General features: G+C 43.6%; 19 protein-coding genes, 1 tRNA gene and 1 riboswitch. Of the genes, 8 read left to right on the top strand and 12 right to left on the bottom strand.

Going from position 1 to position 26,668, the window contains the following annotated elements; translation table 11 throughout:
* Positions 1–56: 56 nt before the first annotated feature.
* The 6 genes from CS921_RS14455 to CS921_RS14480 all read right to left on the bottom strand — a co-directional run bounded on the left by CS921_RS14455 (position 57) and on the right by CS921_RS14480 (position 10,865).
* Entirely contained in the window at positions 57–5,489 is a 5,433-nt protein-coding gene (locus tag CS921_RS14455; protein ID WP_099225112.1) for a LapB repeat-containing protein, read from the bottom strand.
* Positions 5,490–5,672: 183 nt separating this feature from the next.
* Entirely contained in the window at positions 5,673–6,635 is a 963-nt protein-coding gene (locus CS921_RS14460) for a hypothetical protein (RefSeq protein WP_099225114.1), read from the bottom strand.
* A gap of 14 nt (positions 6,636–6,649) precedes the next feature.
* Positions 6,650–7,624 (bottom strand): hypothetical protein, encoded by a 975-nt coding sequence (locus CS921_RS14465; protein ID WP_099225116.1) that lies wholly within the window; start codon positions 7,622–7,624, stop codon positions 6,650–6,652.
* Positions 7,621–9,426: an HSP90 family protein gene (locus tag CS921_RS14470; RefSeq protein ID WP_276108462.1), complete on the bottom strand. Its 1,806-nt coding sequence runs from the start codon at positions 9,424–9,426 to the stop codon at positions 7,621–7,623. The genes CS921_RS14465 and CS921_RS14470 overlap by 4 nt, the downstream gene beginning before the upstream one ends.
* 26 nt (positions 9,427–9,452) lie before the next feature.
* The gene (locus tag CS921_RS14475) at positions 9,453–10,271 is read right to left on the bottom strand and encodes an HAD family hydrolase (protein WP_099225118.1); all 819 of its coding nucleotides are present in this window, start codon (positions 10,269–10,271) and stop codon (positions 9,453–9,455) included.
* A gap of 15 nt (positions 10,272–10,286) precedes the next feature.
* Positions 10,287–10,865, bottom strand: a complete 579-nt coding sequence (locus CS921_RS14480) for a PadR family transcriptional regulator (RefSeq protein WP_099225120.1) — start codon at positions 10,863–10,865, stop codon at positions 10,287–10,289.
* A 168-nt stretch (positions 10,866–11,033) separates the two neighbouring features.
* Between CS921_RS14480 and CS921_RS14485 the strand changes: the two genes are divergently transcribed.
* Positions 11,034–12,002, top strand: a complete 969-nt coding sequence (locus tag CS921_RS14485; protein WP_099225122.1) for a Gfo/Idh/MocA family protein — start codon at positions 11,034–11,036, stop codon at positions 12,000–12,002.
* 113 nt (positions 12,003–12,115) lie between these two features.
* Here the strand turns inward: CS921_RS14485 and CS921_RS14490 are convergent, their stop codons facing one another.
* Positions 12,116–13,216 (bottom strand): ABC transporter ATP-binding protein, encoded by a 1,101-nt coding sequence (locus tag CS921_RS14490; protein ID WP_099225124.1) that lies wholly within the window; start codon positions 13,214–13,216, stop codon positions 12,116–12,118.
* Between the two features lie 393 nt (positions 13,217–13,609).
* Here CS921_RS14490 and nrdD point away from each other — a divergent pair, with 393 nt between their 5' ends.
* The gene (gene nrdD / locus CS921_RS14495) at positions 13,610–15,760 is read left to right on the top strand and encodes an anaerobic ribonucleoside-triphosphate reductase (RefSeq protein WP_099225126.1); all 2,151 of its coding nucleotides are present in this window, start codon (positions 13,610–13,612) and stop codon (positions 15,758–15,760) included.
* Positions 15,753–16,304, top strand: a complete 552-nt coding sequence (nrdG, locus tag CS921_RS14500; RefSeq protein ID WP_099225128.1) for an anaerobic ribonucleoside-triphosphate reductase activating protein — start codon at positions 15,753–15,755, stop codon at positions 16,302–16,304. Before nrdD ends, nrdG begins: the two co-directional genes overlap by 8 nt.
* Before the next feature lie 264 nt (positions 16,305–16,568).
* Here nrdG and CS921_RS14505 read toward each other — a convergent pair whose 3' ends face one another.
* From CS921_RS14505 to CS921_RS14525, 5 genes are all read right to left on the bottom strand, one after another.
* The gene (locus CS921_RS14505; protein ID WP_099225130.1) at positions 16,569–17,348 is read right to left on the bottom strand and encodes a carbon-nitrogen family hydrolase; all 780 of its coding nucleotides are present in this window, start codon (positions 17,346–17,348) and stop codon (positions 16,569–16,571) included.
* A gap of 22 nt (positions 17,349–17,370) precedes the next feature.
* On the bottom strand, positions 17,371–18,033 hold the full coding sequence (locus CS921_RS14510) for a methionine ABC transporter permease (protein WP_099225132.1): 663 nt from the start codon (positions 18,031–18,033) through the stop codon (positions 17,371–17,373).
* Positions 18,030–19,046, bottom strand: coding sequence for a methionine ABC transporter ATP-binding protein (locus CS921_RS14515; protein WP_099225134.1), 1,017 nt, complete (start codon positions 19,044–19,046; stop codon positions 18,030–18,032). Before CS921_RS14515 ends, CS921_RS14510 begins: the two co-directional genes overlap by 4 nt.
* 12 nt (positions 19,047–19,058) lie before the next feature.
* On the bottom strand, positions 19,059–19,877 hold the full coding sequence (locus tag CS921_RS14520) for a MetQ/NlpA family ABC transporter substrate-binding protein (protein WP_099225136.1): 819 nt from the start codon (positions 19,875–19,877) through the stop codon (positions 19,059–19,061).
* A gap of 94 nt (positions 19,878–19,971) precedes the next feature.
* Positions 19,972–20,090, bottom strand: a riboswitch (SAM riboswitch).
* Positions 20,091–20,177: 87 nt separating this feature from the next.
* Complete coding sequence (locus tag CS921_RS14525; RefSeq protein WP_099225138.1) at positions 20,178–20,642, bottom strand: hypothetical protein; 465 nt, start codon at positions 20,640–20,642, stop codon at positions 20,178–20,180.
* A 164-nt stretch (positions 20,643–20,806) separates the two neighbouring features.
* Here CS921_RS14525 and CS921_RS14530 point away from each other — a divergent pair, with 164 nt between their 5' ends.
* From CS921_RS14530 to CS921_RS14550, 5 genes are all read left to right on the top strand, one after another.
* Positions 20,807–21,991, top strand: a complete 1,185-nt coding sequence (locus tag CS921_RS14530) for a pyridoxal phosphate-dependent aminotransferase (protein WP_099225224.1) — start codon at positions 20,807–20,809, stop codon at positions 21,989–21,991.
* A gap of 114 nt (positions 21,992–22,105) precedes the next feature.
* Positions 22,106–22,178 (top strand) — tRNA-Asp (locus tag CS921_RS14535).
* Positions 22,179–22,338: 160 nt separating this feature from the next.
* Positions 22,339–23,313, top strand: a complete 975-nt coding sequence (locus tag CS921_RS14540; protein WP_099225140.1) for a LacI family DNA-binding transcriptional regulator — start codon at positions 22,339–22,341, stop codon at positions 23,311–23,313.
* A 97-nt stretch (positions 23,314–23,410) separates the two neighbouring features.
* On the top strand, positions 23,411–24,898 hold the full coding sequence (locus tag CS921_RS14545) for a glycoside hydrolase family 32 protein (protein ID WP_162921791.1): 1,488 nt from the start codon (positions 23,411–23,413) through the stop codon (positions 24,896–24,898).
* On the top strand, positions 24,888–26,666 hold the full coding sequence (locus CS921_RS14550) for a beta-glucoside-specific PTS transporter subunit IIABC (RefSeq protein WP_099225145.1): 1,779 nt from the start codon (positions 24,888–24,890) through the stop codon (positions 26,664–26,666). Before CS921_RS14545 ends, CS921_RS14550 begins: the two co-directional genes overlap by 11 nt.
* The last annotated feature ends 2 nt before the right edge of the window (positions 26,667–26,668 follow it).

The raw sequence follows: 26,668 nt of genomic DNA on the forward strand, positions 1-26,668 counted from the left end.
AAACAGCCCTTGTGAGAAGCTGAAAAAAATGCTTCTCACAAGGGCTGTTTTTTTGCTTATTTCTTTCTGCGATACAGATAAGCGGCTGCCAGTGTCAAGCTGGTTCCGCCTAGTAATGCGGCAAGATCATCACTTGAGTCGCCAGTTGCTGGTAGTTTCTGTGAAGCTGAAACTGTGCTGGCAGATGTCGAGGCTTGCTGGCTGCTTGTTGTATCCGGAGGGGTTGCTGCGCTAGGTGTTACAGTAGCACCGCTTGGCTTACTATCGCTGTTTGAATCGGTTGTTTCATCTGATCCATCTGATCCAGCGCTATCAGAGGCAGCCGTTTGATCCGGCGTATAGACAAAGGTAACAGATTGAGTTTCGGCTGTATAGGTGCCGGCTTTTTCTGTATCTCCCACAACGTCATAGCCATTGATTGCTTTGGCCTCGGCTAAATACTCACTTTCAACAGTGCCTTCAAGTGTTCTGCTGTCAGCAAGTGCCTTCCCTGATTCGTCCACGTAATGAACGATGACTTGACCAGTTGATGTTTCCGATTTAACAGAATAGGTGAAAACGATGGTTTGTGGTTCTTCAATGATTTTGCTATTAACGATGGCAGAACATTCATAGCCTTGGATTTCCTTGGCAGAAACCGTGTAAGTGTCACCGATTTCGCCAGAGATCGTATCATCTAAAGCAATCGGCAAGCCATCCGCGTTCACATATTTAATCGTGATTGGGCCAGGGGCTGCTTCTTCATAGGTCAGAGTAATAGTTTGAGCCGCTTCAGTAAAGACACCCTCAATAGAGGCGTTACAACAATACCCGCTGATATCCGCTGGCACAACACTGAAAGAGTCGTCTGTGTTGCCGCTAAGTGTTTTATCAGGAGCAATCGTGTTACCATTTTCATCGACATATTTCACGGTCACGTCCCCAGCAGTCGCATCGTCCACATAAACTGCCACTTCAACAGGTTCCGCCTCGAAACCATCTTCACTGACAGCCGTTAGAGAAACCGTATAGCGACCAATTTGATCCATGTCTACCTGTGCGTCAAAATCTGTCTGAATCGCGACGTCCTGATCAATACCCGCATGAACATCATATATGAAGCGCTTCTCATCCACATCGGCATGTTTCTTATAGTGAATCTCTTGATCTGCCGTAATGACTGGCGCTGGAACTTCAGCAACATGAATCGTCACGTCGATCGGTTGCGAGACATTTCCGTCTTCATTGACCGCATCAATTGTGACCGTGTAATCACCTGCCTGATCAAAGTCGACCACATCCGCAAAGTTACTGCTTGCCACCGCTGAACTTGGTTTTTCCAAGCCAGTCAAGTGAACATCTTCAAAAAATTGTTTTTCAGTTACAACTTGGTGCTTGCCATAAGTGATTTCGTTGTCAGCCGATAGTACAGCTGCAGGTTCTTTGCTGATATGCACAATGACCAGATAAGGGTCTGCCGAAATCTGATCCGCATTTGTTGCGTTCAGGGTCACCGCATAGTCACCGGCTGTTGTGAAATTGACGGCAACCTTGAAGTTAGAAGTGACGGCCGTGTCACCTTGTGATTGAGTAAGATGGGCATCAATATCTTCTAAAAATTGTTCTTCCGTGACGTGTTCATATTTGTTATAGGTAATTTCTGTGTCCGCTTGAATCACTGGTTTGGCTGCTTTGTTAATATGGACCGTTACCTGTTCAACGTTTGATTTTACACCATCTTCATTTGTCGCAACAATATCTACCTTATAGTCGCCGTTTTTTTCAAAATCCACCGCTTCACTAAAATCAGTTGATAAAGTGGCTTCCGAGTCTGTTTCCGCATGTACATCTTCTAGAAACTGCTGCTCGGAAATGCTGGCGAATTTGGCATAGGTGATTTCGTCATCAGCCGTAAGCACTGGGGCCGGTATTTTATTGATTACAACGGTCACTTTGATAGGTTCCGACTGTCCGCCGTCTTCATTGACCGCATTCACCGTTACTTCATAATTACCAGGTGTTTCAGGATCAACCACCTCTTGATAGTTACTGGAAATAACCGCCGTTGTTGGCGAAGCAGTCATTCGCGCATTGATATCTTCTAAGAACTGCTCTTCTGAAACGATTTGATACTTATTGTATTCTTGATGCGTATTGGCTAAAATCTGTGCCGTTTTTTCCTGATTGATTATAACTTTGACCGGGAAAGGAGTGGCGGCTACATCATCCACATTTCTCGCTTGCAAGGTGACAGTGTATTCGCCAGCCTTGTCTAAACTTACCACAAGATCAAAATTGGACTGGATAGTGGAACCATCATCCGTTGCCGCATCAATATCATCTAGAAAATCCGCTTCGGTCAGATCACTGAATTTATCATAGCTAATGGTTTCCTTAGCAGTAATAACCGGAGCTGGATCTGTATTTACTGTAACCGTTACTTTAACTGGTTGGGCTTTTTGATTAGTTTCATTGGTAGAATTCAATGTAACCACATAGTCGCCAGCTTTGGAAAAATTAACCACTTCTGCAAAGTCACTGGTAATCGCTGTTCCCTGATCTGTTTTTGCGTGAATAGCTGCCAAAAAGTCCGCTTCTGTTACAGACGCATTTTTTTCATAGCTGATCGCTGAATCTGCTGTAATAACTGGCGCTATTTTTACAACGTGGACAGTCACGGTTTTGGTATCAGAAGGAACGCCGTCTTTTTCAGATTGAAGTGTTACGGTATAATCATCAATCTGTGACAGATCTACAACTGTTTCAAAATCAGAAGTCACAGTTTGACCATCTGGAGACAGGGCATGAATATCTGTCAAAAATTGCGCTTCCGTTACGCTGGAATTGACTGTATAGGTGATTTCACTATCCGCTGAGATTTTAACTGATTGGATATATGGAACAGTGATAGTGCCGTTTAGTTTGTAATTATTTTCACTTTCTGAATAGCTATAGGTGCAATTCCCTTTGGTACTTGTCAATTTGGTCCAAGTGATCAGGTTTGTTGACGTATCATAAGGCGTACTGGAACTGCTCGGTTTTATCGTCTTTCCAGATTTGCCAACCGCTATATCTGGAACCGTTAGTGAATTTTGATAAACGAGCTGTTGTGCCATTGAATAGGTTTGGTTGACCATTTGTACCGAAGCACCTCGATCCAATAAACCAGCAATACCTGAAATATCATAAATCGAATTATATCTTAAGTCTGCCATCTCCAAAGCTAAGAGATTATTGAGTGGTGCCGGGTTTTGAATAGTATTGTGAGATGCATCAAGATTGCTTAGTTTTTTCATACCTGATAAGGCAGAAATATCTTTGATGGTATTATAAGAAATATCCAGTGTCTGCATGTTTGGCAGAGTAGCCAAACTGTCGATCGATTTGATACCCGTATGATCCATATCTAAATAGGTGAGATTCGTCAAAGTGGCTAAGCCGGAAACATCCTTAATACTAGAGTTGGAATGAATATCCAATGTTTTTAAAGTAGTTAAATCGCTTAAAGCACTCAGTCCATTTTGATCATTGCTGCTATTAATCGAATTATTGTTGAGATAAAGTATCTCTAAAGCTGGTAAATGATCCATCTGCCCCAAATTCTTGATGGCATTAGTGCTAAGATACAAATCATGCAGCTTAGGCAAGTCACCAATTTCTTCAATGCTCGTAAGTGAATTATTATTTAAACTTAAAGTTATCAATTCAGGCAAATTATCAAGTGTTCCAAAAGTAGAGAGCCGATTTGAGTCCGCTTTGAAGATTTTCAGTTTCGGCAGATCATGAACCACACTAATATTGGAAAGACTGTTTTGGTTCAAATAGACTTCTTCCAATTTTGGCATATTGTTGAATGTACCCATCTTTGAAATGGTGTTATTGGTAGCGCTCAGTACAATCAAACTTGGGAGATCATGGATAACACTGATACTTGAAAGGGAATTGTAGTCTAAATGTAGTTCCTTCAGTGAAACCAGTTCATCCAGCGAACCAATCGTTTTAATTTTATTATTCGATGCTTCCACATAAGTCAGACTTGGTAAATCACTGATTGTACTGATGTCCGTCAGGGAATTGCCCTTTAGATTCAACGTCTGCAGCATGGGCAGATAATCTAGTTCCCCAAGGTTTGTCAGTGTGTTGTTGGAAAGATCCAAATAGTTCAGCTTTGGCATATGGTTAATCTCACTGGCATCCGAAATCTTATTGTTGGCAAGTTTGATAATCTCTAAATTTGGCAGGTTATCTAGTGTACCAATGTAGGAAATCGCGCAGTCTTCTGCAACTAGTGAAAGTAAGCTTGGAAGGCTTTCAATTGCACTGATATCCGTCAATTCAGCATTTTTCGAAAGATCAATCTCAATCAGATTGTCCAAGTTGCTGAATGTACCAAGGTTCTTGATATTACAATTGTCAACAGCAAGCTTTGTTAAATTTTGACAATCGTGTATGCCGTTTAGGTCTTCCAATTTTTCGCAGTAAGAAAGCTTTAGCATTTCAAGACTGTCTAGACTACTGAGATCGCCAATTTCTGTTAGACTCCGGCAATAGGTGGCATCAATCGTTTCAAGACTTGTTGACTGATTGAGCCCCGTCAGATTTTTTACCGATGAATTGCCTTTCATAAAAACATTTTTTAAACTGGGACAATTGGATAATGGCGTTAAATCTTCAATTCCGTCATCCTGTATGTAAATCGTTTCCAGCTTAGGTGTATTGGAAAAATTCAATTCTTCTACAGAACTGACTTGAATATTTAATTCTTGCAAATTCTGTAAACCGGAAATCGGTGAAATATCTGTTAATTCTGTACACATAGAGCATTCTAGAATTTTCAGCATTGGCATGGTGCTTACCGCGCCAATATCCGTTAAATGCGAGTTGGTTGATAGATAAAGATTTTCAAGTTTATCAAGCCCCGCTAGTGGAGCAATTGTCGTTAAATTATTATCATTCAGGTTCAAATTAACGAGATTTTCAAGATATTCAAGTCCTTCTACATCTGTGATATCTGTGGAAGAGCTCCCCGTTTCTCCCGTTAAATCAAGAGAAGTAATGGCGGCAAGGTCAGCTGCTACGACTTCCTCGTCACCAGTAGCATCCACATTTCCTGTTACGATGCGTGCCATTTTAAGCGCTAAATTATTGTCAGGGAAAAGGGAATGGAAGGTACTGCCTTCCGGGATCGCTGTTGCTTGTAACTCAGTTTGCTTAAGGGGTGTTTGTGTGTCGCTGTCAGATGTGCTTGTTGTTTCTTCTTCTTCTGTACTAGCATCAGTTTCCTTCTGCTCAGATGGGACAGTCGCGGTATCTTCGGAAGTTTGTTCATTCGTTGCAGAGTCATCCGCCACTTCTGTTGAAGAATCACTAGGACTAGTCTGTTCTGTTGTTGTCTGGTTGTCTGTTTGGGTTTGCGGATTAGTTTGAATTTCTTCCGCAAGTGCCGAGAATGGTAGTGAGTAGTTCAATACAAGCATAATAATCAGCACAAAACTTATCTGTTTTTTCATTTGCTCCTCCTTGATGTTTCATCATGCTCATTACATTATACATGCTGGCTATTAGTTATATTTTTGCACTAAGACTTATTTAGCTGTTTAATGTGTATAATTTGTGTCTATTATCGGTGGATCCGTAATAAATAAAAAAAAGTTTGATTTACTATAGTAAATCAAACTTTTTCATACTAAAAATCAAGAATTCTTTAACTGCGCAGTATAATAATCATTTCCATTCCGACGGTCGAATTTTGCCGCCAATTCACGTGTTTTTTCTTTCAAATCCTCGTCTGTCACGATCGGATAGATGGCACTCAAGAGGTGGAGACCCACAAGACTGCCTTCCGTATTCAGTGCCATTTCACGATGGCTTTCAAAAATTTCCAAGGCCTGTTCGTGTCGATCTGTGCGAATCATATATTCAATCAGCTGTGCCAGCCCCTCAAGCAAGTCCAAGCTTTGTTGAACAAGCGGCAGGCCCTTGTCGAGACACACCTCAGCTTTTTCAATCTCGCCAAGTTCCAAATAAGTGAGCGCCATCAGCCCATAAGTCAAATGAGGAATCTCAGCGCAGCCCATATGGCCGTTTAAAATCGGTTTGGCCGCCTTTACAGCATTTTCATAATCGCCAACAAACCAATAATAATGGGCCACTTCATGTGCTTCACAAGCAACGCAGTCATTCATAAAGTCAGTCGGAGTCGTTTGCCATTTTTTGAAATACCGTAGTGTTTCTTCTCGGTCTCCCATATACATAGCCGTTAAAGTTTTCACCTTATAATAAGGGGCAAGAGAGTAGCCGCTCGCCAAATATTTGGCTTTCATATCTTCCTGCAGCGCCTGAATCTGGTCTTTTGAAACCTCTTCAAAAGAGGCAAGCGATTCTGAGATCCATTTATATTGCCAAAGCAGATTATATTCATCCACACTGCTTTCGTCTTCTTCATACTTTTTGATTACCCAGCTGAAAGCCTGCAATTGTTTGCGCGGGTATCCCTGAAAGCAAGCCGCTTCGATCATCAAATCGCGCGCCTCAACGCCAGTTTCGACATCATGACTGACATCAGCTCCGGCAATTGCCCGCTCTAATACAGGGAAAATTTCCTTGTTTTCCACGCCAATCTCATAGGCTGATTCTAAATCGTCCAAATAATTCATTTTAAAAGTCCTCCTTAGTTGTTGTGTTGTAATTTTGTAAGAAAATAGTGGTTTCCGTTTCGCTGATCAAACCGATTCACCAGATCTTTTGTCAAATTTTGCAGCTCCGGCTCGTCGTCTAAAAAAGGAGAGCAGGCGAGTAAAAAAAACAGCTGATCATAGGGCAATCCCACGGTCAAGACATTGTCGAGATTTTCCTTCATTATACTTTTCGCAAGCTCGATTCTTTCCGTTTTGACGAGATAATCGATTAGTTGTGCGACAGATTCAATATTTTTCGTGTGCTTCACAGCTTTATAGCCGAGTTCAAAATTTTTCCAGGCATTTTGATGATCGTCCAGCGCTTCATAAGCATTAGCCAAAATGGAATAAGTCGTATCAGGAACATCCCGACATGACATGCGGCGGTCAAAAATCACTTGTGCCGCCTGAATCGATTTTTCCGGATCCTTTTCGATGCGCAAGTAATATCCTGCCCGCAGATGCTGTTCACAGGCACGGCAATCCGTTAGAATATCATCCGCTGAGTGGTTCCACTGATCAAAAAAGTACGATGCCCGTTCTGGTTTGCCAAGCTCAATGCTCGCCCACATCTTTGTCACATAGTAGGGGCGCAGGGAAAAGTTTCCAGCAAGCAGTTTTTGCTTCATATCCTCATGCAGGGCCTCGATTTCTTCAAGTGAAATGGCGTCAAAATAAGTCACAGTACCCGCAATCCATTTGTACCGCCACAAAATATCCCTCGTTGAAAAGCCGTAAAGACTTTTACCCTCTTCGTAACGTTTCACCAGCCAACTGAAAGCAAGCAGAGCTTTTTCATAAAGCCCCACATCAGTCGCTTCATCAATCAGCTGAAAGCGGGCATTCGTCGAGATGATTTCATCCACACAAGCATCCGCCGACTGAATGATGTGTTCGAGTAATGGAATATTGTCCAACTGTTTTTTCGGCATCGTCAAAAGCAGTTCCCATTCTTCGATATAATTCATTCCGCCACGTTTCCAATCTGATCCAAAAGCTGCAAATAGTTTTGATTCATCAGCGTGCGTTCCTTTTGTTTAAGCGGATAGTGTCCAAGCAGGAGCGCCTGAATATAAAGCGATTCAACAATAATCAACATTTTTTCCGGCGACCGTTTTTGCGTGAACAGTTTTTGAATGACCGGATTTTGGAAATTTAAATAAAGCGTCGACTGCGGTGGTAGTTCCACATTTTGACGGATACTGTCGATAATACTTCCAAAAAGTGGATTACTTTCTTCCGCAGAGCGTTCCATTTCTCGGTAAAATTGAGTGGAGGAAGGGTTGATGAACAACATCGGCAAATCTTCTGGCTCAAATTTGCGCAGTGCAATTTCCACATCATATTGACGCATTTCCTGATTCAAATAGGTCAAAAGAGTAGCATGTTCCGCATCCGTCTCGCGGTCAAGCGACTCAAGATCGCCAGCAAAGCGATCCGGTTCCGCCATTTCAAGCTTGACGCCGGGAATCATATCCATCAGCATGGTCAAAAGTTTCGTATCAAACGTATAGCCCCCGTTGATCAGCTCAAAGCCGCGGTTTCTTGCCAAATCACGCACTTGACGAAAATCATCCACAGAATGGGTGAAATAAATCGTGCTGCTGCGTTCTGTAATATCTTTCAACTTTTCTTCACCATCAAGCGTCCGGAACGGCAGGAATGGATAAATGAAGCGTAAAAATTCTTCATCCTCCGTTGCCACAGATTTAAAGGCCACGTAGTGCGTAGCGATCAATTTGTCGAGCTTCTTAGGTTCCAGATTGACCAGTCCATTTTTAAGAGCGGCCCCAAGACTTGTTGCCGTCTGCTTAAGAATGTCATTTTTGTAGAAATCTTCCCGCGAAGCAACCGGCTGCAATTCATTGGTAAATAACAGCGTCCGCGTGAAAAAGGCCCATGTTGGCAGCAGATTGTCGTTCGTTGCCGTCACGAACATCCGGTTCAAATAAACGGTATGATGCTGTTTCGCCGTCATTTGGACCGCGTAGGGTAGGATATAGGCGATCCCGAACGTTTCACCCGTGTTGTTTTCAATATAAAAGTAGTCCGTAAAATCCTGATGGAGCAGCTCACGACCGAGTTGCAGAATTTCTTCGCTGGAACAGTTTTGCAGAGCGGCTTTATTCGCATAGATCTGCGTCTCCTCATTCAAAACCTGATCATCATCAAAAATAATCGGTACTTCCAGCATGGCGCCGTATTTAATCAGCGTCTCTTTCAAAATATCCGCTTCAAAACAGCTGCCGTCCAGAATTAAATCTGTTTTTGCGCGCAGAAACAGCTGCGTTCCAGGTTCGCGACCCGCCGTATCGAGCGTGCGAACCTGATAGGTGCCATCCGCTTTGCCGCGCCATTCGGTCGTTTCATGATTGCGGGCACTTGTTGTGATGAGGACAATCTCAGGACTGGCAATAAAGCAGGATAAAAGGCCAATTCCAAAGCGGCCGATAAAATCATTCTCATCAATATCGAAGCTCTTGCTGCCTTTGGACGAGTTGGCAATCGTTGCTAGAAACGCGTGGACTTCCGAGTTCGTCAGTCCGATCCCGTTGTCCTCAAAAATCAGTGTGGTATTTTCACCAGAACCAGTGAGACTGACATGGATATTTCCCTGATAGTCCGGCTCGATTTTCTTTCTGGCACGAACCGCATCTGTAGCATTTTGCAGCAGTTCGCGAATGTAAACATCTTTTGAATTATAAATATGATTGGACAGGATGTCGATCATCCCACCGAGATTGACTTGAAAACGATAATCTTGACTCAAGACAACTTCCTCCTTTATCTAGGTTGTTAAAAAATTTGACGTAAAAATTGGGCCACGCCGCCAGCTTCATTGTCAGCAGTGATGTGGTTGGCCGCCTGTTTGACATTGTCCGGTGCATTCGCCATCGCCACGCCAATGCCTGCGTATTCCAGCATGCCGATATCATTTTCTCCGTCACCGAAAGCAATGATATTTTCACGGGGGATTTCATAATGCTTGGCCAAAAGTTCAACCGCCTTGGCCTTATCGGAGCCAGCTGGGAGCACTTCGAGGTTATTGTGATGGCTCGACAAAATCCGCAAGCCATTCTCCTGTTCCAGCACATTTCTGACCTCAGCAAGCTTTTCCGGTGCATCTTCAGAGATCACGATCGCATTCAAAAAAGAAGGCGCATGCTCTTCAAAAGCCTGAACTTCATGAATCGGCACTAAAGAGAAGCGTTCATGGCCGGTAGAAAACCGTTTCGATTCAGCCAATTTGTGAAAGAAAGCAGGCGGATTCTTCGTGAAAAACAACTCGTTTGTGGAAAAGAAAAAGAGGGGCAGATCGTAATGATTCAGGATTTCATATGTCGCCCGCGCAGCATCTTTTTCCATATAGAACTGATGAAAAGCCTTGCCCTGAGCAGTCGCATAGGAGCCATTTGAAGCAATCACATCTGTTTCCGGACTGATCATTTGGGCGACTTCAAAAGCTCCCTGATACAAGCGCCCGGTGGAAACAGAAAAATGATGGCCGGCTTTTTGTAGCGCTAAAATCATTTCCAAGTTTTCATTTGGAATTGTGTGGTCGGCACGAATCAGTGTGCCGTCAATATCTGAGCAAATCAAGTATTTAGTTGTCACAGTGTTCCTCCTCATTTAATGGATAAAAAATTGTCGAATGCTGTTGCGGATATTTGTTTCAAGACCAACCGTTTCAATTTGAACACAAAGTTCATTCAGCCACTGCGCTTCCGTACTAAGATGGCGAATTGCATTTTCGATGATCCATGCACTGGCACTTCCAGTTGGATGTTCCTGATGATTGGTTTGCTGCTCCACGCTGCTCGCAAGCTCAGTCTCGATTCTGAACAGGCGTTCTTTCAGATAGAAAAGCAGTCGGTTCTTATCCGCATAATCCGCAAATAAAAGAGCCGGATAAATCGCTTTGTAAGATAAAACATCTTTTTTGAATACTTTATAAATTTCTTTTTCGACTTGCTTGCGCCCGGAATCGGTAATTTTATATACCGTTTTGGTCGGCGTTTTTTCGTTGGCAATGACTTCAGCTACCTCAATATCCCCTTTTTTCAGCAGTGTATCAAAAGCGTAATAAATTTTGGCATCACTAATCTGAAAAAGATATTCCCAGCTGTAGTGCTTTAAAAAACGTTTAATATCGTAAGGATGGACATTCGTTTGATCGAGTACACCCAGAATGACTAATTTTAAAGACATGAAACAGCCTCCTTCTTAACTATCTTTTCATTATAACATTAGTCAAATCTGTTAATCTATTGTAAATGTACGTTTTTATAGACTTATCAGCCAATTTGTTAATACTTTTTGACGGAATTCGTTATAATAAGGGTATAAAAAGCTTGCAAAAAGAGAGGACGGATAAGAATGAAGGAACTCACATGGGCGATTATTGGCCCGGGAACGATTGCGCATCAGTTTGCAGAAGCCATGCAGGCGCTCGGACGAAACGTTTATGCGGTGGGGGCACGCAACCGGACTAAAGGAGAGGCATTCGCCACGCAATATGGCATCGAACAGGTATATGACGACTTTGAAGCACTTTTCAAGGATGAAAAAATTGATGCAGTCTATATTTCAACGCCGCATTCCAACCACGATGAATACATGCTGGCAGCTCTCGAACACGGGAAGCATATTTTAGTAGAAAAGGCGATTACCTATAACACCGCTAATTTGGCAAAAGTGACAGAACTGGCGCATGAAAAAAAGCTGATTGTTGCAGAAGCCATGACCATTTTCCACATGCCGCTCTTTAAGAAACTTCGGGAAGTAGTTGATTCCGGGCGATTAGGGGAGTTAAAAATGATCCAAGTTTCCTTTGGCAGTTTAAAAGAGGCGAATCCAACCAATCGCTTCTTCAATATGGAACTGGCTGGCGGGGCGCTCCTAGATATCGGCACCTATGCACTATCATTCGCCCGCTTTTTTCTTAATGCACCGCCAGATCAAATTTTGACAACGGCGAAGAAATACGAAACGGGTGTGGACGAACAGTCTGGCATCTTGCTGAAAAATAAGCAGGGGGAAATAGCGACGGTTTCACTTACTTTTCGCGCTAAAATGCCTAAAAGAGGAATCGTTGCCTATGAAAATGGCTTTATAACCATAGATGATTTCCCAAGGGCAGAAAAAGCCGTCATCAGCTATCCAGATGGTCGAACGGAAATCTTGGAAACAGGTGAAACGGCGCGAGCACTGGAGTATGAGATTCAGGATTTTGAAAGCTATGTGGCGAAAGGGGAAAATCCGCTACATCCGCTGACGGTTGACGTGGTAGAAATCATGACAGAAGTGCGAAACAAGTGGGGAATTACCTATCCTTTTGAAAATTAAAAAAGAACTGGCGGCACACTTCATTTTGTTTTGAAATGTGCCGCCAGTTTTCTTTTTAGTTTAAAACCCGCCCTGAAAGTGAAATTCAGGACGGGCAAAAGTGGGAGGTACGCTTATTCAGTCAAAGCTTCTTCTGTTTCTGGATCAAAGAAGTGTGCTTTGGACATTTCGAAGGCTAGAGTCAGCACCTCGTTTGGTTCATGGTTGGAGCGGGAATCAACACGGGCAACAAATTCGTCTGTGCCGACTACGCTGTGAAGCATGAATTCTGCCCCAGTAAGCTCAGCCACGATTGTTTTAGCTTTGAAAGTATAGCCAGGATTTGCTTCGATTACGATTGGCTCATCATGGATATCTTCTGGACGGATACCAAATGTGATATCTTTTCCTTCATAGCCTTTTTCTTTCAAGATTTTCAGTTGACCTTCTGGAACGACGATACTGAAATCAGGTGACACAAATTGACCATTTTCCAAGCGACCTTTAAAGAAGTTCATTGCCGGGCTTCCAATAAAGCCTGCGACGAACATGTTCACTGGGTGATCGTATACTTCTTTCGGTGTACCAACTTGTTGAATGACCCCGTCTTTCATGATAACGATCCGAGTAGCCATTGTCATCGCTTCTGTTTGGTCATGGGTTACATAGATCATTGTCGTATTTAATTGCTGATGCAGTTTTGTAATTTCTGCACGCATTTGGACACGCAATTTAGCATCCAAGTTGGAAAGTGGTTCATCCATCAGGAAGACTTTCGCATCACGAACGATCGCACGACCAAGTGCCACACGTTGACGTTGACCACCGGACAAAGCGCTTGGTTTCCGTTTCAAGTATTCAGTCAAACCAAGAATGTTCGCTGCATGTTCCACACGTTTTTTGATATCTTCTTTCGGCATTTTACGAAGCTTCAAACCAAATGCCATGTTATCATAAACTGTCATATGTGGATAAAGCGCGTAGTTTTGGAAAACCATCGCGATGTCACGATCTTTTGGCGCCACGTTATTCATGACTTTGCCATCAATCGAAAGCTCTCCTTTAGAAATTTCTTCCAGACCTGCAATCATCCGAAGTGTTGTAGATTTACCGCAACCGGATGGACCGACAAATACGATAAATTCTTTGTCATCGATTTCCAAGTTGAAGTCCGTAACCGCAGTCACTTTATTATCATAGATTTTATAAATATGTTGCAAAGAAAGTTGTGCCAATTTCTTTCGCCTCTTTCGTTTAAATTGATAGCCTTATTGTAAATGAAATCGCTTTACAAAAACTATGGCACTTTGCACAAAGAAAAGCGATTTTCATTAGGCACCTTGTCGAAATGCACTAATTTACAATGATTAAAAATTACTTTCTATAAAGAAAAGTTGTGATTTTTGGGAATTAGCAAATCCTGCGTTTTTTGTAAAGTGACGAAAGACCTTAATTTGAAAAAAACTATCCGTTGATAATAGGCGCTTTTGTGAAATCGTTCATGTGAAGAAGAGAACTTTAGCCCTATTTTTAAGTGGATATTAGGATGGGACTGTAAAATAACCCTATATTGTGCTATTATAATTAAGCGAACACAACATATAGTTGTTTGAGAGGGGATAGAAAGAATGTATATGGAACAAACCGAAGAACAAGTAGTCATCAAAAGGGACGGAAGGAAAGCCAGCTTTGATTTAATCAAGATTCGCAATGCTGTTGAGGCTTCCATGGCAAGTATCCAATTAGAAGATGAAGACTTCTTAGATAATATCATTATTACGATTGTGAATGCCCTGCCAAACAAAACAGAGCTTACAATTGATGAAATTCAACATTGTGCGGAAAACGAGCTGATGAAGTCCATTTATCCCGATGTTGCGAGAAGCTACATAGAATACCGTCACGACCGCGACCGGATCCGGGATAACATGACGGATATGACGAAAAGTGTTCAAAAACTCCTCGAAAAAGACGAAACAGTTGTCAACGAGAATGCCAATAAAGATGCGACCGTTTTTAACACACAGCGTGACCTGACCGCTGGAGCCGTGGCAAAAAGCTATGCGCTCAAATATATGCTGCCGAAACACGTGGCCAATGCCCATTTGAAAGGCGACATCCACTTCCACGACTTGGATTACAGCCCGTACCATGCCATGACCAACTGCTGCTTGATCGACATCAAAGGCATGCTTGAAAATGGCTTTACGATTGGGAATGCCAACGTTGAAAGTCCGAAGTCCATCCAAACGGCGACAGCGCAAATCGCTCAAATCATTGCCAATGTGGCCAGCTCCCAATACGGCGGTTGTTCAGTTGATCGCATTGATGAAATTTTGTCGGCCTATGCGAGACGTAATTACGCTAAACATGAGCAAGAAGCGGCTGAATGGGTAACTCCTGAAAAACGCGAAGAATATGTCCAAACGAAAACGCGTAAGGATATTTATGATGCCATGCAAAGCTTGGAATATGAAATCAACACCCTCTATACAAGTAACGGTCAAACGCCATTTGTGACATTAGGGTTCGGGCTGGGCGAGGACTGGTTTGCCCGCGAAATCCAAAAAGCAATTCTAAATGTTCGACTTGGCGGTGTTGGGAAAGATAAGCATACAGCCATCTTCCCGAAACTCGTTTTCTCTATTAAAAAGGGAACCAATTTGGAAGCGACTGATCCCAACTATGACATTAAACAACTGGCGCTAAAATGCTCGGCAAAACGGATGTATCCGGATGTGCTGAATTATGACACGCTCGTTCGACTGACGGGGGACTTTAAAGTGCCAATGGGCTGTCGTTCATTCCTGCCAGCCTGGAAAGATGAGAATGGGAATTTTGTCAATGCCGGTCGGAACAATCTGGGCGTTGTCACATTGAACATTCCACGCGTGGCCATTCAAAGCGGCGGGAATATGGATAAATTCTGGGAAATTTTCCATGAACGTCTGCAAACAATCAAAGATGCCTTGTTGTTCCGTGTAAACCGCGTGCGTCAGGCGCGTCCTGAAAATGCACCAATCCTCTATAAATATGGAGCATTCGGCAAGCGTTTGAATGACGGAGACAACGTGGATCAACTTTTCAACAAAGAACGTTCGACTGTTTCCATCGGTTATATCGGCTTGTATGAAGCGGCGACTGTTTTTTACGGTGGTGAATGGGAAACAAATCCGGAAGCGAAGGACTTCACGCTTCAAATCGTCAAGGAACTGAAACGCTATGCAGACGAATGGAAGGCGGAATATGGCTACTGGTTCAGTGTATATTCGACGCCAAGTGAAAGCCTGACTGACCGCTTCAACCGTTTGGATAAAGATAAATTCGGCGTTATCAAAGACATTACGGATAAGGATTACTACCAAAACTCCTTCCACTTTGATGTCCGGAAGAAAATCACGCCATTTGAAAAAATTGATTTTGAAAAAGAATATCCTGAATACTGCTCGGGCGGGTTTATTCATTACTGTGAATATCCAAAACTCGACCATAATACAAAAGCGCTGGAAGCTGTATGGGACTACTCGTATGATCGTGTTGCGTATCTCGGAACGAATACACCGATCGACAAGTGCTATGACTGCGGCTTTGAAGGCGAATTTGCGCCAACAGAAGACGGCTTTAAGTGCCCAAGCTGTGGGAACACGGATCCAGAAAAAGCAGATGTTGTGAAACGGACTTGCGGCTATCTAGGAAATCCAATGAAACGCCCAATGGTACACGGTCGTCATGTGGAAATCTCGAATCGTGTCAAACACATGGAGCTCGGCAATGAATAATCCCGACCCAAAAGAATGGCGATCCGAGGAACTTTCTCGCGGTTATATCGCTGACTATAAAGCCTTTAATTTTGTCGATGGAGAGGGTGTCAGATGCAGCCTGTATGTGTCTGGTTGTCCTTTTCATTGCGAAGGCTGCTATAACAAGGTCGCGCAAAATTTTAAATATGGGCGTCCTTTCACAGATGAACTGCTGGATCAGATTGTGACAGATATTGGTCATGAGAGCGTGCAAGGGTTGACGCTGCTTGGTGGGGAGCCGTTTTTAAATACTGGCACTTGCCTAACGGTTGTCAGAAAACTGCGCGCGGTCTATGGTGAGACAAAGGATATTTGGTCATGGACGGGCTACACATGGGAAGAAATGATGCAGGAAACGGACGATAAACTGGAGCTATTGCAACAGATCGACGTATTGGTCGACGGCCGCTTTATGCAGGATTTATTCGATCCAAAACTGGCCTTTCGCGGTTCGAGCAATCAGCGAATCATTGATGTGAAAAAATCACTCGCTTGCGGGGAAGTTGTTTTATATATGGAATAAAGACAGGAAGCAGTGATAAAGCTGCTTCTTTTTTTGCGGATAGACACAATAAAACGACTCGAATTTGCTCGAGTCGTTTTATTAGGAACAAGGATATATATAAAACGGGGAGGAGTCCCGTGAAACAACTGAATCGGGGAAATTCAATTGTTTCGTTTGTGATTGATTTTATTATCGCAAGTTTAAATGAGAAACCTCCATAGAAATGATGAAAAATTCAAGAGAAAAGTGGAAAGAAAAGTATAAGTTCACCTTTAGAAAAGTTTAATACAATTCAGGACGCCGATCAGCAAAGAGCGGCATCGATTCGCGAACAGCTTTTACTTCCTTCAAGTCGATCATGGTGTAAAAATTCCCTTCCTGTTCACCGGCATGCAAAATGATTTCGCCGTGCGGATCAATCACCATGGAATGGCCGTTAAAATGATTAGCGGGGTCATTGCCAACGCGATTGACTGCTACAACAAAAGCCTGATTTTCAATAGCGCGGGCGACTAGCAGCTTTTCCCACTGATCGATCCGCGGTTCAGGCCATTCAGCCGAAACGAACAGCACCTCAGCCCCTAGCGCGCTGTGTTTGCGTAGCCATTCCGGGAAACGAATATCATAACAGATGAAACCAGCTGCCGGAACATCTTTGATACGAAATAAATTGGTGTCAGAGCCGGCTTCCAAATAAAGATGCTCATCCATCAGCTGAAACGGGTGAACTTTTTTATAAGAAGAAATCAGGTCTCCGTTTTCATCAAAGCCGTACATGACATTTGCAAAGGCATCCTCCAAATGCACGGCCACGGATCCACCGATAATATTTAAATGGTATTTTTTCGCATAATAACTCAGAAAGTTCTTCGTTTTTTCCCCATTGACATCTGCGAATTCCAGCAATTCATCCAAACAGTAGCCCGTATTCCACATTTCTGGAAAAACAACGATATCTGCTTGGTTCTCAGCCGCTTCGACAATCGCTTGTTCCATACGATCAAAATTCATTTTTGGATGCCGAAAAATCACATCCGTTTGGCATAAAGCAATTTTCCACATGATAAAAATCCCCCAGTTTCCGTCAATCTTTTTTCAGGCGTCTTGCTAAGTAATTACCCAAAGATTGCAGAAGTTGAACCATGATGATCAAAATAATAATCGTCGTGTACATGACGGCCGGTTCAAAACGCAAGAAGCCATATTGATAAGCAATGGTTCCGAGTCCACCCGCGCCGACCAGTCCAGCCATTGCTGTCGCGCCGATCAAGCCGATTGTCGCAATCGTTAGCCCCAGGACAATCCCCGACCGCGCTTCCCGCACAACTACAAAGAAAATAATTTTAAAGGTAGAAACCCCCATCGATTGATAGGCTTCAATCACGCCGCGGTCGACTTCTAGCAGCGCCGACTCCATCAGTCGAGCAATGTAAGGCGCCGTGAAAACAACGAGCGGCAGGATAACCCCTTTAACACCAATGGAAGTGCCGACAACCAGACGTGTAAAAGGAAGCAGTAGGAATAGGAGGATGATGAACGGTAGTGAGCGAAGAATGTTGATCACCCAGTTGGAAATCGTATAGACTAGCTTGTTTTCCGCCTGTCCGTCTTGCCGAGTCAGCACGAGAAGAATCCCCAGCGGCAAACCAATAATGATGGCAATGACAAGCGTGATACTTGTCATTTCAAGTGTTTCGAGGAAGCCCTGCCAGATGACCGGCCCCCATTCTGCGACAAATTCATTCATGCGTGCTGCACCTCCTCAACGACGACCCCTTCAGAACGCAGATAGGTGATCGCTTTTTCATATTCCGCCTCGTCTCCTTTTAAATGAACCAGCAGTTTGCCGAGCGTATCATTTTTCAAGTGATCGATTCCACCAGCTAAAATGCTTGGCAATACGTCGAACTTACGCGAAACGAGTGCCAGAGCCGGTTCATCCGAGCCCTCACCAATAAAATGCAGCGAAACGAGTTTTCCAGTTGCACGGTATTTTTCGAGCACGTCCCGAGGAATATCAAAGCTTGCCTCAGAGCCAACAAAGCGCTTCGTCGTAGGATGCTCAGGATGCGTGAAGACTTCTAAAACGGAGCCTTCTTCGACAATTTGCCCATTTTCCATCACAGCAACCCGGTCACAAATGCGTTGAATTACATCAAGCTCATGGGTGATCAGGAAGACCGTAATGCCCAGCTCATTGTTGATTTTCAAAAGTAGGTTCAAAATGGCTTCGGTCGTCTCTGGATCGAGTGCACTTGTCGCCTCATCGCTCAGTAAAATTTCCGGTTCATGCGCGAGGGCGCGGGCAATGGCAACACGCTGCTTCTGCCCACCGGAAAGCTGTGCCGGGAAGTTATCTTTTTTATCCGTCAAACCGACGATTTCCAGATATTTTTCAGCGCGCTCACGGATGACCTCTTTGGAAAGTCCTTCAAGGCGAAGTGGAATTGCAATATTGTCATAGACCGTCGCCGTTTTCAGCAAATTGTAGCCTTGGAAAATCATCCCGATTTTGCGGCGCGCTTCCCGAAGCTCTTTTACTGAAAGGGTGGCGAGATCCTGACCGGCAATCTTGACGGAGCCGCTTGTCGGGCGTTCCAGAAAGTTCACGCAGCGAACCAGCGTGCTTTTGCCGGCGCCGCTATAGCCGACAATCCCGAAAATCTCTCCTTTTTTGACCTGAAGGGAAACATTGTTGACCGCTTTGACTAGCTGGCCATTAACGTCAAAAGTTTTAGAAACCTGATGTAATTCAATCACTTAAAACAACTCCTAAAATGCAGGTACGACAGACCCGTTGAACTCGTCTTCGATATACTGCTTGATTTCGTCTGAATGGTAGTATTTTTCGAGCGTCTTCACAACTTCATCGTCTTTATTTTCAGAACGGACAACGAAGACATTTGGATAAGGATTATCTTTTACCGGTTCATGGTAAATCGAATCTTCATTAATTGACAAGCCGGCGCCCATTGCAAAGTTTGTGTTGATGGCTGCCGCCGCAAATTCATCCAGCTGAGCCGGAATCTGAGAAGCTTCCAGTTCGACCACTTCTAGATCAAGCGGATTTTCCGCAATGTCATTTTTGGTCGCTTTTTCTTCCACGCCATCTTTCAGTTTAATCACACCAGCATCTTCAAAAAGCTTCAAGCCGCGGTATTCGTTAGACGGATCATTCGGCACCGCAATTTTGTCGCCTTTTTTCAAATTTTTCAAGTCTTTGATTGAGTTGGAATAAACGCCCATTGGGAAAGCGACCGTTTTAAAGGCGATATCGAAATCATAGCCTTTGTCTTTTTCCTGCGACTCAAGGAAAGGAATCGTTTGGTAGTTATTGGCATCCAGATCGCCATCACTCAGTGCTGTGTTTGGCGTATTGTAGTCATCGAACGTTTTCACATTGATTGTCAGACCATCTTTTGCCGCCATTTTTTTCACTTGTTCGGCGATTTGTTGATGCGGTCCACCGGTCACACCGATTGTAATTTCTTTCGTGCTAAGTGTTTTTGATTCGCTATCACCACAAGCTGCAAGACCGAATACGAGCACGCCCGCAATCAGTGCAAAAATTCCTTTTGTTACTTTTTTCATGAAAAATTCCTCCCTTTTAAGTAGAAAAATTAGGCAATAAAAAAACTCCCCTATTCAGAATAGAGAAGTGGAATTAAAAGAACATGTCCGACTCCTCTTATCTGTCAAAATGGTCTCCCACTTTGCTGGAATTAGCACCTTCACCTCCAAAAAATTGGAAAGTTGGGTTGCCGGGCGTCGACGGGCCAGTCCCTCAGCCGCTCTTGATAAGAGAATGAAATTTTAAAAAACCTGTTACTTTTAAATATACCGATTTAACATGGGAATGTCAATGGACGTTTTGAAAATAGTCAATGAAAATCATGACAAATTCCAGTAAAGATCCGTCTTTTCTTTTAAAGTCTGAACCGCTTGTTCATTTTTCGCTAAAATGTGTTCTGCTTTTGCCTGACCGAGAATTTGATTATCACTTTGAATAAATGCCATATTTTCATCCACGAGAATACAATAAGAATGACCATTTTCTGCTTGAAGCTGAAGGCCATATTCATAACCGCCTGATGCAAGTGGCCAAATAATCAGCGAGGAGGAGTCGGTTTGATTGCTAACTGCCAGATTGCCCGTAAATGAACCAAAACCGGGCTTACTTGCGGAATACGTGTACGGGTCCTTATCTATGAATAAGTAGGAATCTGTCGGGATCTTCTTCATGTCTACCCCATAAGGCTGATACTTAAAATAGCTGTAACCCAGCCAACAAGCGGTGTACAAAAGTGCCAAATTCCCAATGGTTATAACAAAAACACCTCTTTTTCTCAATTTCATCGTTGTCCACTCCCTTTGAAGTAATCTTTTCAATGTTTATTACACAATGCTTTGAAAGCGCTTAAAAGGAGTGCCAGGAATATTCTTTAAAATGTGACTAGACAAACCCCGCAGAAAACCGTAATATGAAAAACAATGAAACTAATCGAAAGCGGGTGAATGATTTGAAGCTCTCCAGCAAACTTCAAAATCTTCCAGAACAGTTTTTCTCCAACCTTGTCCAAAAAGTCAATGCCCAAATTGCGGCAGGTGTGGATGTGATCAATCTTGGCCAAGGGAATCCTGATCAGCCGACACCGCCACATATTGTCGAAGCGCTTCAAACGGCAGCGGCAGAACCGGCTAATCATAAATATTCACTTTTCCGCGGCAAGCCGGAATTAAAGCAGGCCGTGGCTGATTTTTACCAGCGCGAATACGGCGTTGCGATTGATCCCGAAACAGAAGTGGCGATTCTCTTTGGCTCGAAAACCGGCCTTGTTGAGCTGCCGATGTGTGTGCTTGAAGAAGGGGAAACGATGCTTTTGCCAGACCCTGGCTATCCAGATTATCTTTCTGGCGTTGTGCTTTCGGGTGTTCATTTTGAAACGATGCCGTTACTTGAAGAAAATGCCTTTTTACCAGACTATCAGGCGCTTTCTGACGAGGTGTGTGAGGCCGCTAAACTGATGTACCTCAACTATCCGAATAATCCTACAGGGGCCGTTTCGACAGCTGCCTTTTTTGAAGAAACGGTCGACTTTGCCAAAGAAAATGAGATTGCCGTGCTGCATGATTTTGCTTACGGAGCGTTAGGATTTGACGGTAAGAAGCCGCGCAGTTTTCTGCAGACAGAAGGCGCCAAGGAAATCGGCATCGAACTTTACACGCTCAGCAAGACGTATAATATGGCCGGCTGGCGGGTGGGCTTTGCCGTTGGGAATGCCGAACTAGTCGAGGCGATCAATCTGATTCAGGATCACCTGTATGTCAGCCTGTTTCCTGCCGTTCAGGATGCAGCCATCGCAGCGATCAGCGGACCGCAGGATTGTGTGGCAGAACTGAATGCCCGCTATCAGAGCCGCCGGGACGCCTTTTTGACCGCATGTGAGGAAATCGGTTGGCCGTATGTGGCACCGGAAGGCTCATTTTTCGCTTGGATGAAAGTTCCAGAAGGCTTCACAAGTAGCGAATTTGCCGATCATTTGCTAAGCGAGGCGGGAGTGGCTGTCGCGGATGGCAGCGGCTTCGGGGCATGCGGTGAAGGGTACGTTCGAGTGGGCCTTCTAATCGACGAGCCGCGCTTACGGGAAGCCGTTCTCCGAGTGGGGCAGCTCGATCTTTTCAAAAAAACCATAAAAAACTATTGACTCGGTTCGCATGTTCATGTTTTAATAAGGGAGTGCCTTTTTTCAGGAAAACAACAGTGAGGGATATTCTCCCTGCTGTTTGATATAGATTCTTGTGAAGGGATACCCCTTTAAGGTTCCGTGGTGTAGGGGTTAACATGCCTGCCTGTCACGCAGGAGATCGCGGGTTCAAATCCCGTCGGAACCGCTTGAAATAGCCCTTGAAAGTTAACAGCTTTCAAGGGCTTTTGTTATGGAATTTAACTTGGATGGGAGGCTGCTCAAACAAGAACGGCTGTGGCAACTTTCCACTTTTTACAAAATCGTCTATAATATATAAAGAGAAAAATGGGCGGTGGAGGATAGAAATGATAAGCATAAATGAAATAGCTGCTATGGCGGGCGTTTCCAAAAGTACAGTTTCAAGGTATCTAAATGGGGGCTCCATTAGCCAAAAAACAGAAGCAAAAATCCGGAAAATTGTGGAAGAAACAGGCTATATTCCCAATCAGTTTGCGCGCAGTCTAAAGGCGAAGGAAACCAAGATGATTGGCGTGATCATTCCGCGTTTAGATTCGCAAGCAATGGCGGAAACGCTGCGGGGAATTGATAAAGTTTTGCGGCAAGCAGAGTATCAAATGGTGATTACAAATACAGAGCAGGAAATTGAACGGGAAATAGAAAGCCTTTATACACTCGCGAAGCAAAAAGTTGCGGGCATTATTTTAGCGGCCACCTTGATCACAGAAAAACATCTTAAGGCAATGGCTGAAATCGAGGTGCCAATCGTCGTCGTTGGTCAACACTGCGATTCACAGGTATCGGTTGTATATGACGATTATCAAGTGGGTCGTCTGCTAGGGGAATATATTTTTGAGCAGGGACACCGTAATGTGGCTTATGTAGGGGTTTCAGAAGCCGATCATGCAGTCGGTGTCGAACGGAAACGTGGAGTGACGGATCGTGCAGCGGATTTTTCTGATGTGGAGCTATCTCTTTTCACGACAGACTTTTCCTCAAATGAAGCCATTAAAGTTGGGCAGACCATTTTGAAAAAGCAACGACCAACAGCCATCATTGCTGCAACTGATAATATAGGGCTTGGAATATTAAAAGCTTGCTATTTGGAAGGAATTCGAGTGCCAGAAGATGTGTCGTTAATTAGTGTGGGCGGATATGGGATCACAGAGCTAGTCACCCCGTCACTTACGACCATCAAATTGAATTTTGATCTAGCAGGGAAGCTGGCGGCACAGGCAGTGACAGGTCAAATAGCAGAAAAACAGCAGTACGTGGTTCCTTTTCAATTATTGGAAAGAGAGAGTGTTGACAAAATAAAATAAAGAAGGTATGATGATTTTGGAACCGGTTCCTCCTTGGGATAGCGAGCCGGTTTCATTATTATTCATTTTTGGAACCGGTTCCGATGGAGGAGAAGATTTGAAAGAAAAACAAGAGAGTGCCGAAAAGGGGCTTATGGAAGAGATTGAAGAAACAAAAAAGCAGGTAGCCATGAGTCCGTGGCGGCAGCAGTATCACATTCAGCCAATAGCAGGCTTGCTGAACGACCCAAATGGACTAGCTTTCTTTGGGGGACAATATCATTTCTTTTATCAATGGTATCCGTTTGGCGTCACACACGGCAGCAAGTACTGGTACCATATTTGTTCAAAAGATATGGTTCATTGGCAGGAGCGGGGTGTTGCTCTTGCACCTGATCAAGACTTTGATTTACAAGGCGTTTATTCAGGAAGTGCGATAGAAAAGAACGGAGAGCTCTACTTGTTCTATTCGGGGAATAAACGTGATTATGAAACAGGTGAAAGAAGTCCTTCCATCTGTTTGGCAAAAATGTCCGCTGATGGCGTATTTGAAAAAAATCGTACACCCGTTATTGCGGGACCGCCCTGTGGTTATACAAGCCACTTTCGAGATCCCAAAGTTTGGCAGGCGGAGTTAGGTGATTATTGGATGGCAGTTGGTGCACAGACGATCGCCCAGCAGGGGACAGTTCTTTTATTTAAAAGCGAGAATCTGATGGATTGGTCTTTTGAAGGTGAACTAGAAACACCACTTGCGGATTTTGGCTATATGTGGGAATGTCCAGATTATTTTAAGCTCAAGAATTTGTCCTTCCTGATTTTTTCACCACAAGGGATCGAAGCCACGAAGGATGGCCAGTTTCAAAATGTTTATCAGTCCGGCTATCTGAAAGAGCTAGTGGAAACTGAAAAACCAGCATTTTCAATGGATGCGTTTACAGAACTTGATCGAGGGTTTGATTTTTATGCACCGCAGACATTTGAAGCGCCTGGAAAGAGGCGAGTGCTTGTCGGTTGGATGGGGCTTCCTGAGATCAGCTATCCTACTGATGCTTATGGTTGGGCGCATTGCCTGACCTTGCCAAGAGAACTGACTGTCGAGCAGGGCAGACTCTATCAGCGGCCCATTCAAGAGCTTGAGATGCTTCGGATGGGGGAATATAGCAAAAAGCAAAGTATCAAGGAACAAGAAATTTATCGTGAGGAAGAGGAAAGTAGTCAATTTGAAATCATCTATCGAATCGAACACAATGAGGCGAAAAAGCTTCACTTGAAGATTCGGGCTAATCAATCCTCGGCTACATACTTGCTATATGAAAAGGAAACACGGCGATTCACCGTAAACCGGGGACAGGCAGGCGTTCCTTTTGCAGAGCAATTCGGCGTGGAACGATCCGTCGTTTTAGATGAAGCGCTTTTTGAAGTGCGGATATTTTCAGACGAGTCCTCACTAGAAATCTTTTTGAATGATGGTCAAGAAGTTTTTACACTGCGCATTTTTCCACAGGGTGAAGCGAAAACCAATGAATGGTGGACAGAAGGCGGAACTGCACAGCTTAAGATTCAAAAATGGCAGATAAAAAGGAGCGAAGAGAATGAGTTATAAAGAGTTAGCTGAAAAAATTGTGCAACATGTAGGTGGCAAGGAAAACGTTGAAAAACTAAGCCATTGTGTAACAAGATTGCGATTTATTTTAAAGGACGAACAAAAAGCAGACCAGACTGCGCTTGAAAAATTAGATATTTTACAGGTAGTCCAAAGCGGCGGGCAGTATCAAGTCGTTATCGGGACGCATGTAGAGCAAGTATATAATGAAGTAATCAAATTGCTTGATCTTACAGAGACTGAAGGGTCCTCTCAACCAAAGAAAAAGCTAATGACGCGCGTTTTTGATATTATTGCAGGTAGTTTCACGCCGATTATTCCAGCAATATTAGGCTCCGGGATGTTGAAGGCGCTTATTCAAATTCTTGTGATGTTTGGTCTACTTTCAGCGGAAAGCGTCACATATGCGATTCTTTCGGCAGCCTCCAATGCAGTCTTTTATTTCTTGCCAATCATTCTAGGTGTCACTTTCGGGAAACAAATGAAAGTCAATCCTTATATTGCAGCAGTGATTGGTGCGGCTTTACTAGAGCCCAATTATACGAATTTGCTGGCAGAGCATACCACAACGAGTTTTCTAGGCTTGCCAGTTGTTTTAATGAATTATTCTTCAACCGTATTCCCAGTTATTTTGGCAGTTTGTCTTTACGTACTAGTAGATAAAGTTTTGAAGAAAATCATTCCTAAAAGTTTGCAAACGCTTTTTGTCCCCATGCTGTCCATTATGATTGTTGTTCCCGTAACATTAATGGCTTTTGGTCCGCTTGGTGTATACTTAGGTGAAGTCATTGCTGCTGGAATTTCTTTTGCCATGACGAAAAGCGCGCTGCTTACATGCCTGATTTTTGGCTTTATTGGGATTCCAACTGTTATGCTGGGACTACACTGGGCGATCATTCCTGTCATCATTTCAAATTTAGCAACAACCGGACAGGATTTTCTATTGCCAACTGTACAAGCAACGGCATTTGCAGCTGCTGGTGCTGCCTTAGCCGTATTTATTCGATCCAAGGATAAATCCATGAAAGACATTTCTTTCTCTAGTTTTTTGACGGCTATTTTAGCGGGGATTACAGAACCCGTTATTTATGGAATCTTCTTAAAATATCGAAAAACGCTCATCATTGCGATGATTTTTAGTGGCTTGAGTGGTGGTATTGTAGGAGCGCTGCACGTTGCGGCAACACAAATGGCCGGTGGTATTTTCACAATTCCAACATTCCAGCCAATACTCGGCTATGTAATTGGTATGAGTGTCGCTTTCTTTGGAACGATGGCTGCGATCTTAGTAGTGGGATTTGAAAGTAAGCGCGCTCAAAGTGAAAATGCTGAACAAGCAGTGATGGAAGCGCCTGTTAAAGGCCAATTTCTGCCACTTTCAGAAGTAAAAGATGAAGTATTCGCAACGGGCAAAATGGGCCAAGGCTTTGCGATTTCACCAATGGATGACCAAATTATCGCCCCTGTTTCCGGAAAAATTGTGAGCATTTTCCCAACAAAACATGCCCTCACCATAAAAGCAGATAATGGCGCTGAAATTCTACTTCATATAGGAATTGACACCGTCAAGCTGGATGGAAAGCCATTCCAATTAGCCGTTCAAGAAGGCGAGCAAGTTCGTAAAGGACAAAAACTCGGAAGTGCTGATTTTGAAGAAATTCAAAAAGCCGGCCTTGATTCAACGGTCATTGTGGTGGTCATGCACCCGGGAGAAAATCAGAACATGACGATTCAATATGAGGGCGGTCAAGAACTGTTAACTTTTTAAAG

Origin of the sequence: Listeria costaricensis (genome assembly GCF_900183385.1) — a bacterium.
GTDB lineage: Bacteria > Bacillota > Bacilli > Lactobacillales > Listeriaceae > Listeria > Listeria costaricensis.

What these genes read in the sequence shown, in the direction of transcription:
- CS921_RS14455 (WP_099225112.1), bottom strand. Translation starts at nt 5,489, where the DNA reads ATGAAAAAACAGATAAGTTTTGTGCTGATTATTATGCTTGTATTGAAC.
- CS921_RS14460 (WP_099225114.1), bottom strand. Translation starts at nt 6,635, where the DNA reads ATGAATTATTTGGACGATTTAGAATCAGCCTATGAGATTGGCGTGGAA.
- CS921_RS14465 (WP_099225116.1), bottom strand. Translation starts at nt 7,624, where the DNA reads ATGAATTATATCGAAGAATGGGAACTGCTTTTGACGATGCCGAAAAAA.
- CS921_RS14480 (WP_099225120.1), bottom strand. Translation starts at nt 10,865, where the DNA reads ATGTCTTTAAAATTAGTCATTCTGGGTGTACTCGATCAAACGAATGTC.
- CS921_RS14485 (WP_099225122.1), top strand. Translation starts at nt 11,034, where the DNA reads ATGAAGGAACTCACATGGGCGATTATTGGCCCGGGAACGATTGCGCAT.
- nrdD (WP_099225126.1), top strand. Translation starts at nt 13,610, where the DNA reads ATGTATATGGAACAAACCGAAGAACAAGTAGTCATCAAAAGGGACGGA.
- nrdG (WP_099225128.1), top strand. Translation starts at nt 15,753, where the DNA reads ATGAATAATCCCGACCCAAAAGAATGGCGATCCGAGGAACTTTCTCGC.
- CS921_RS14505 (WP_099225130.1), bottom strand. Translation starts at nt 17,348, where the DNA reads ATGTGGAAAATTGCTTTATGCCAAACGGATGTGATTTTTCGGCATCCA.
- CS921_RS14510 (WP_099225132.1), bottom strand. Translation starts at nt 18,033, where the DNA reads ATGAATGAATTTGTCGCAGAATGGGGGCCGGTCATCTGGCAGGGCTTC.
- CS921_RS14520 (WP_099225136.1), bottom strand. Translation starts at nt 19,877, where the DNA reads ATGAAAAAAGTAACAAAAGGAATTTTTGCACTGATTGCGGGCGTGCTC.
- CS921_RS14525 (WP_099225138.1), bottom strand. Translation starts at nt 20,642, where the DNA reads ATGAAATTGAGAAAAAGAGGTGTTTTTGTTATAACCATTGGGAATTTG.
- CS921_RS14540 (WP_099225140.1), top strand. Translation starts at nt 22,339, where the DNA reads ATGATAAGCATAAATGAAATAGCTGCTATGGCGGGCGTTTCCAAAAGT.
- CS921_RS14550 (WP_099225145.1), top strand. Translation starts at nt 24,888, where the DNA reads ATGAGTTATAAAGAGTTAGCTGAAAAAATTGTGCAACATGTAGGTGGC.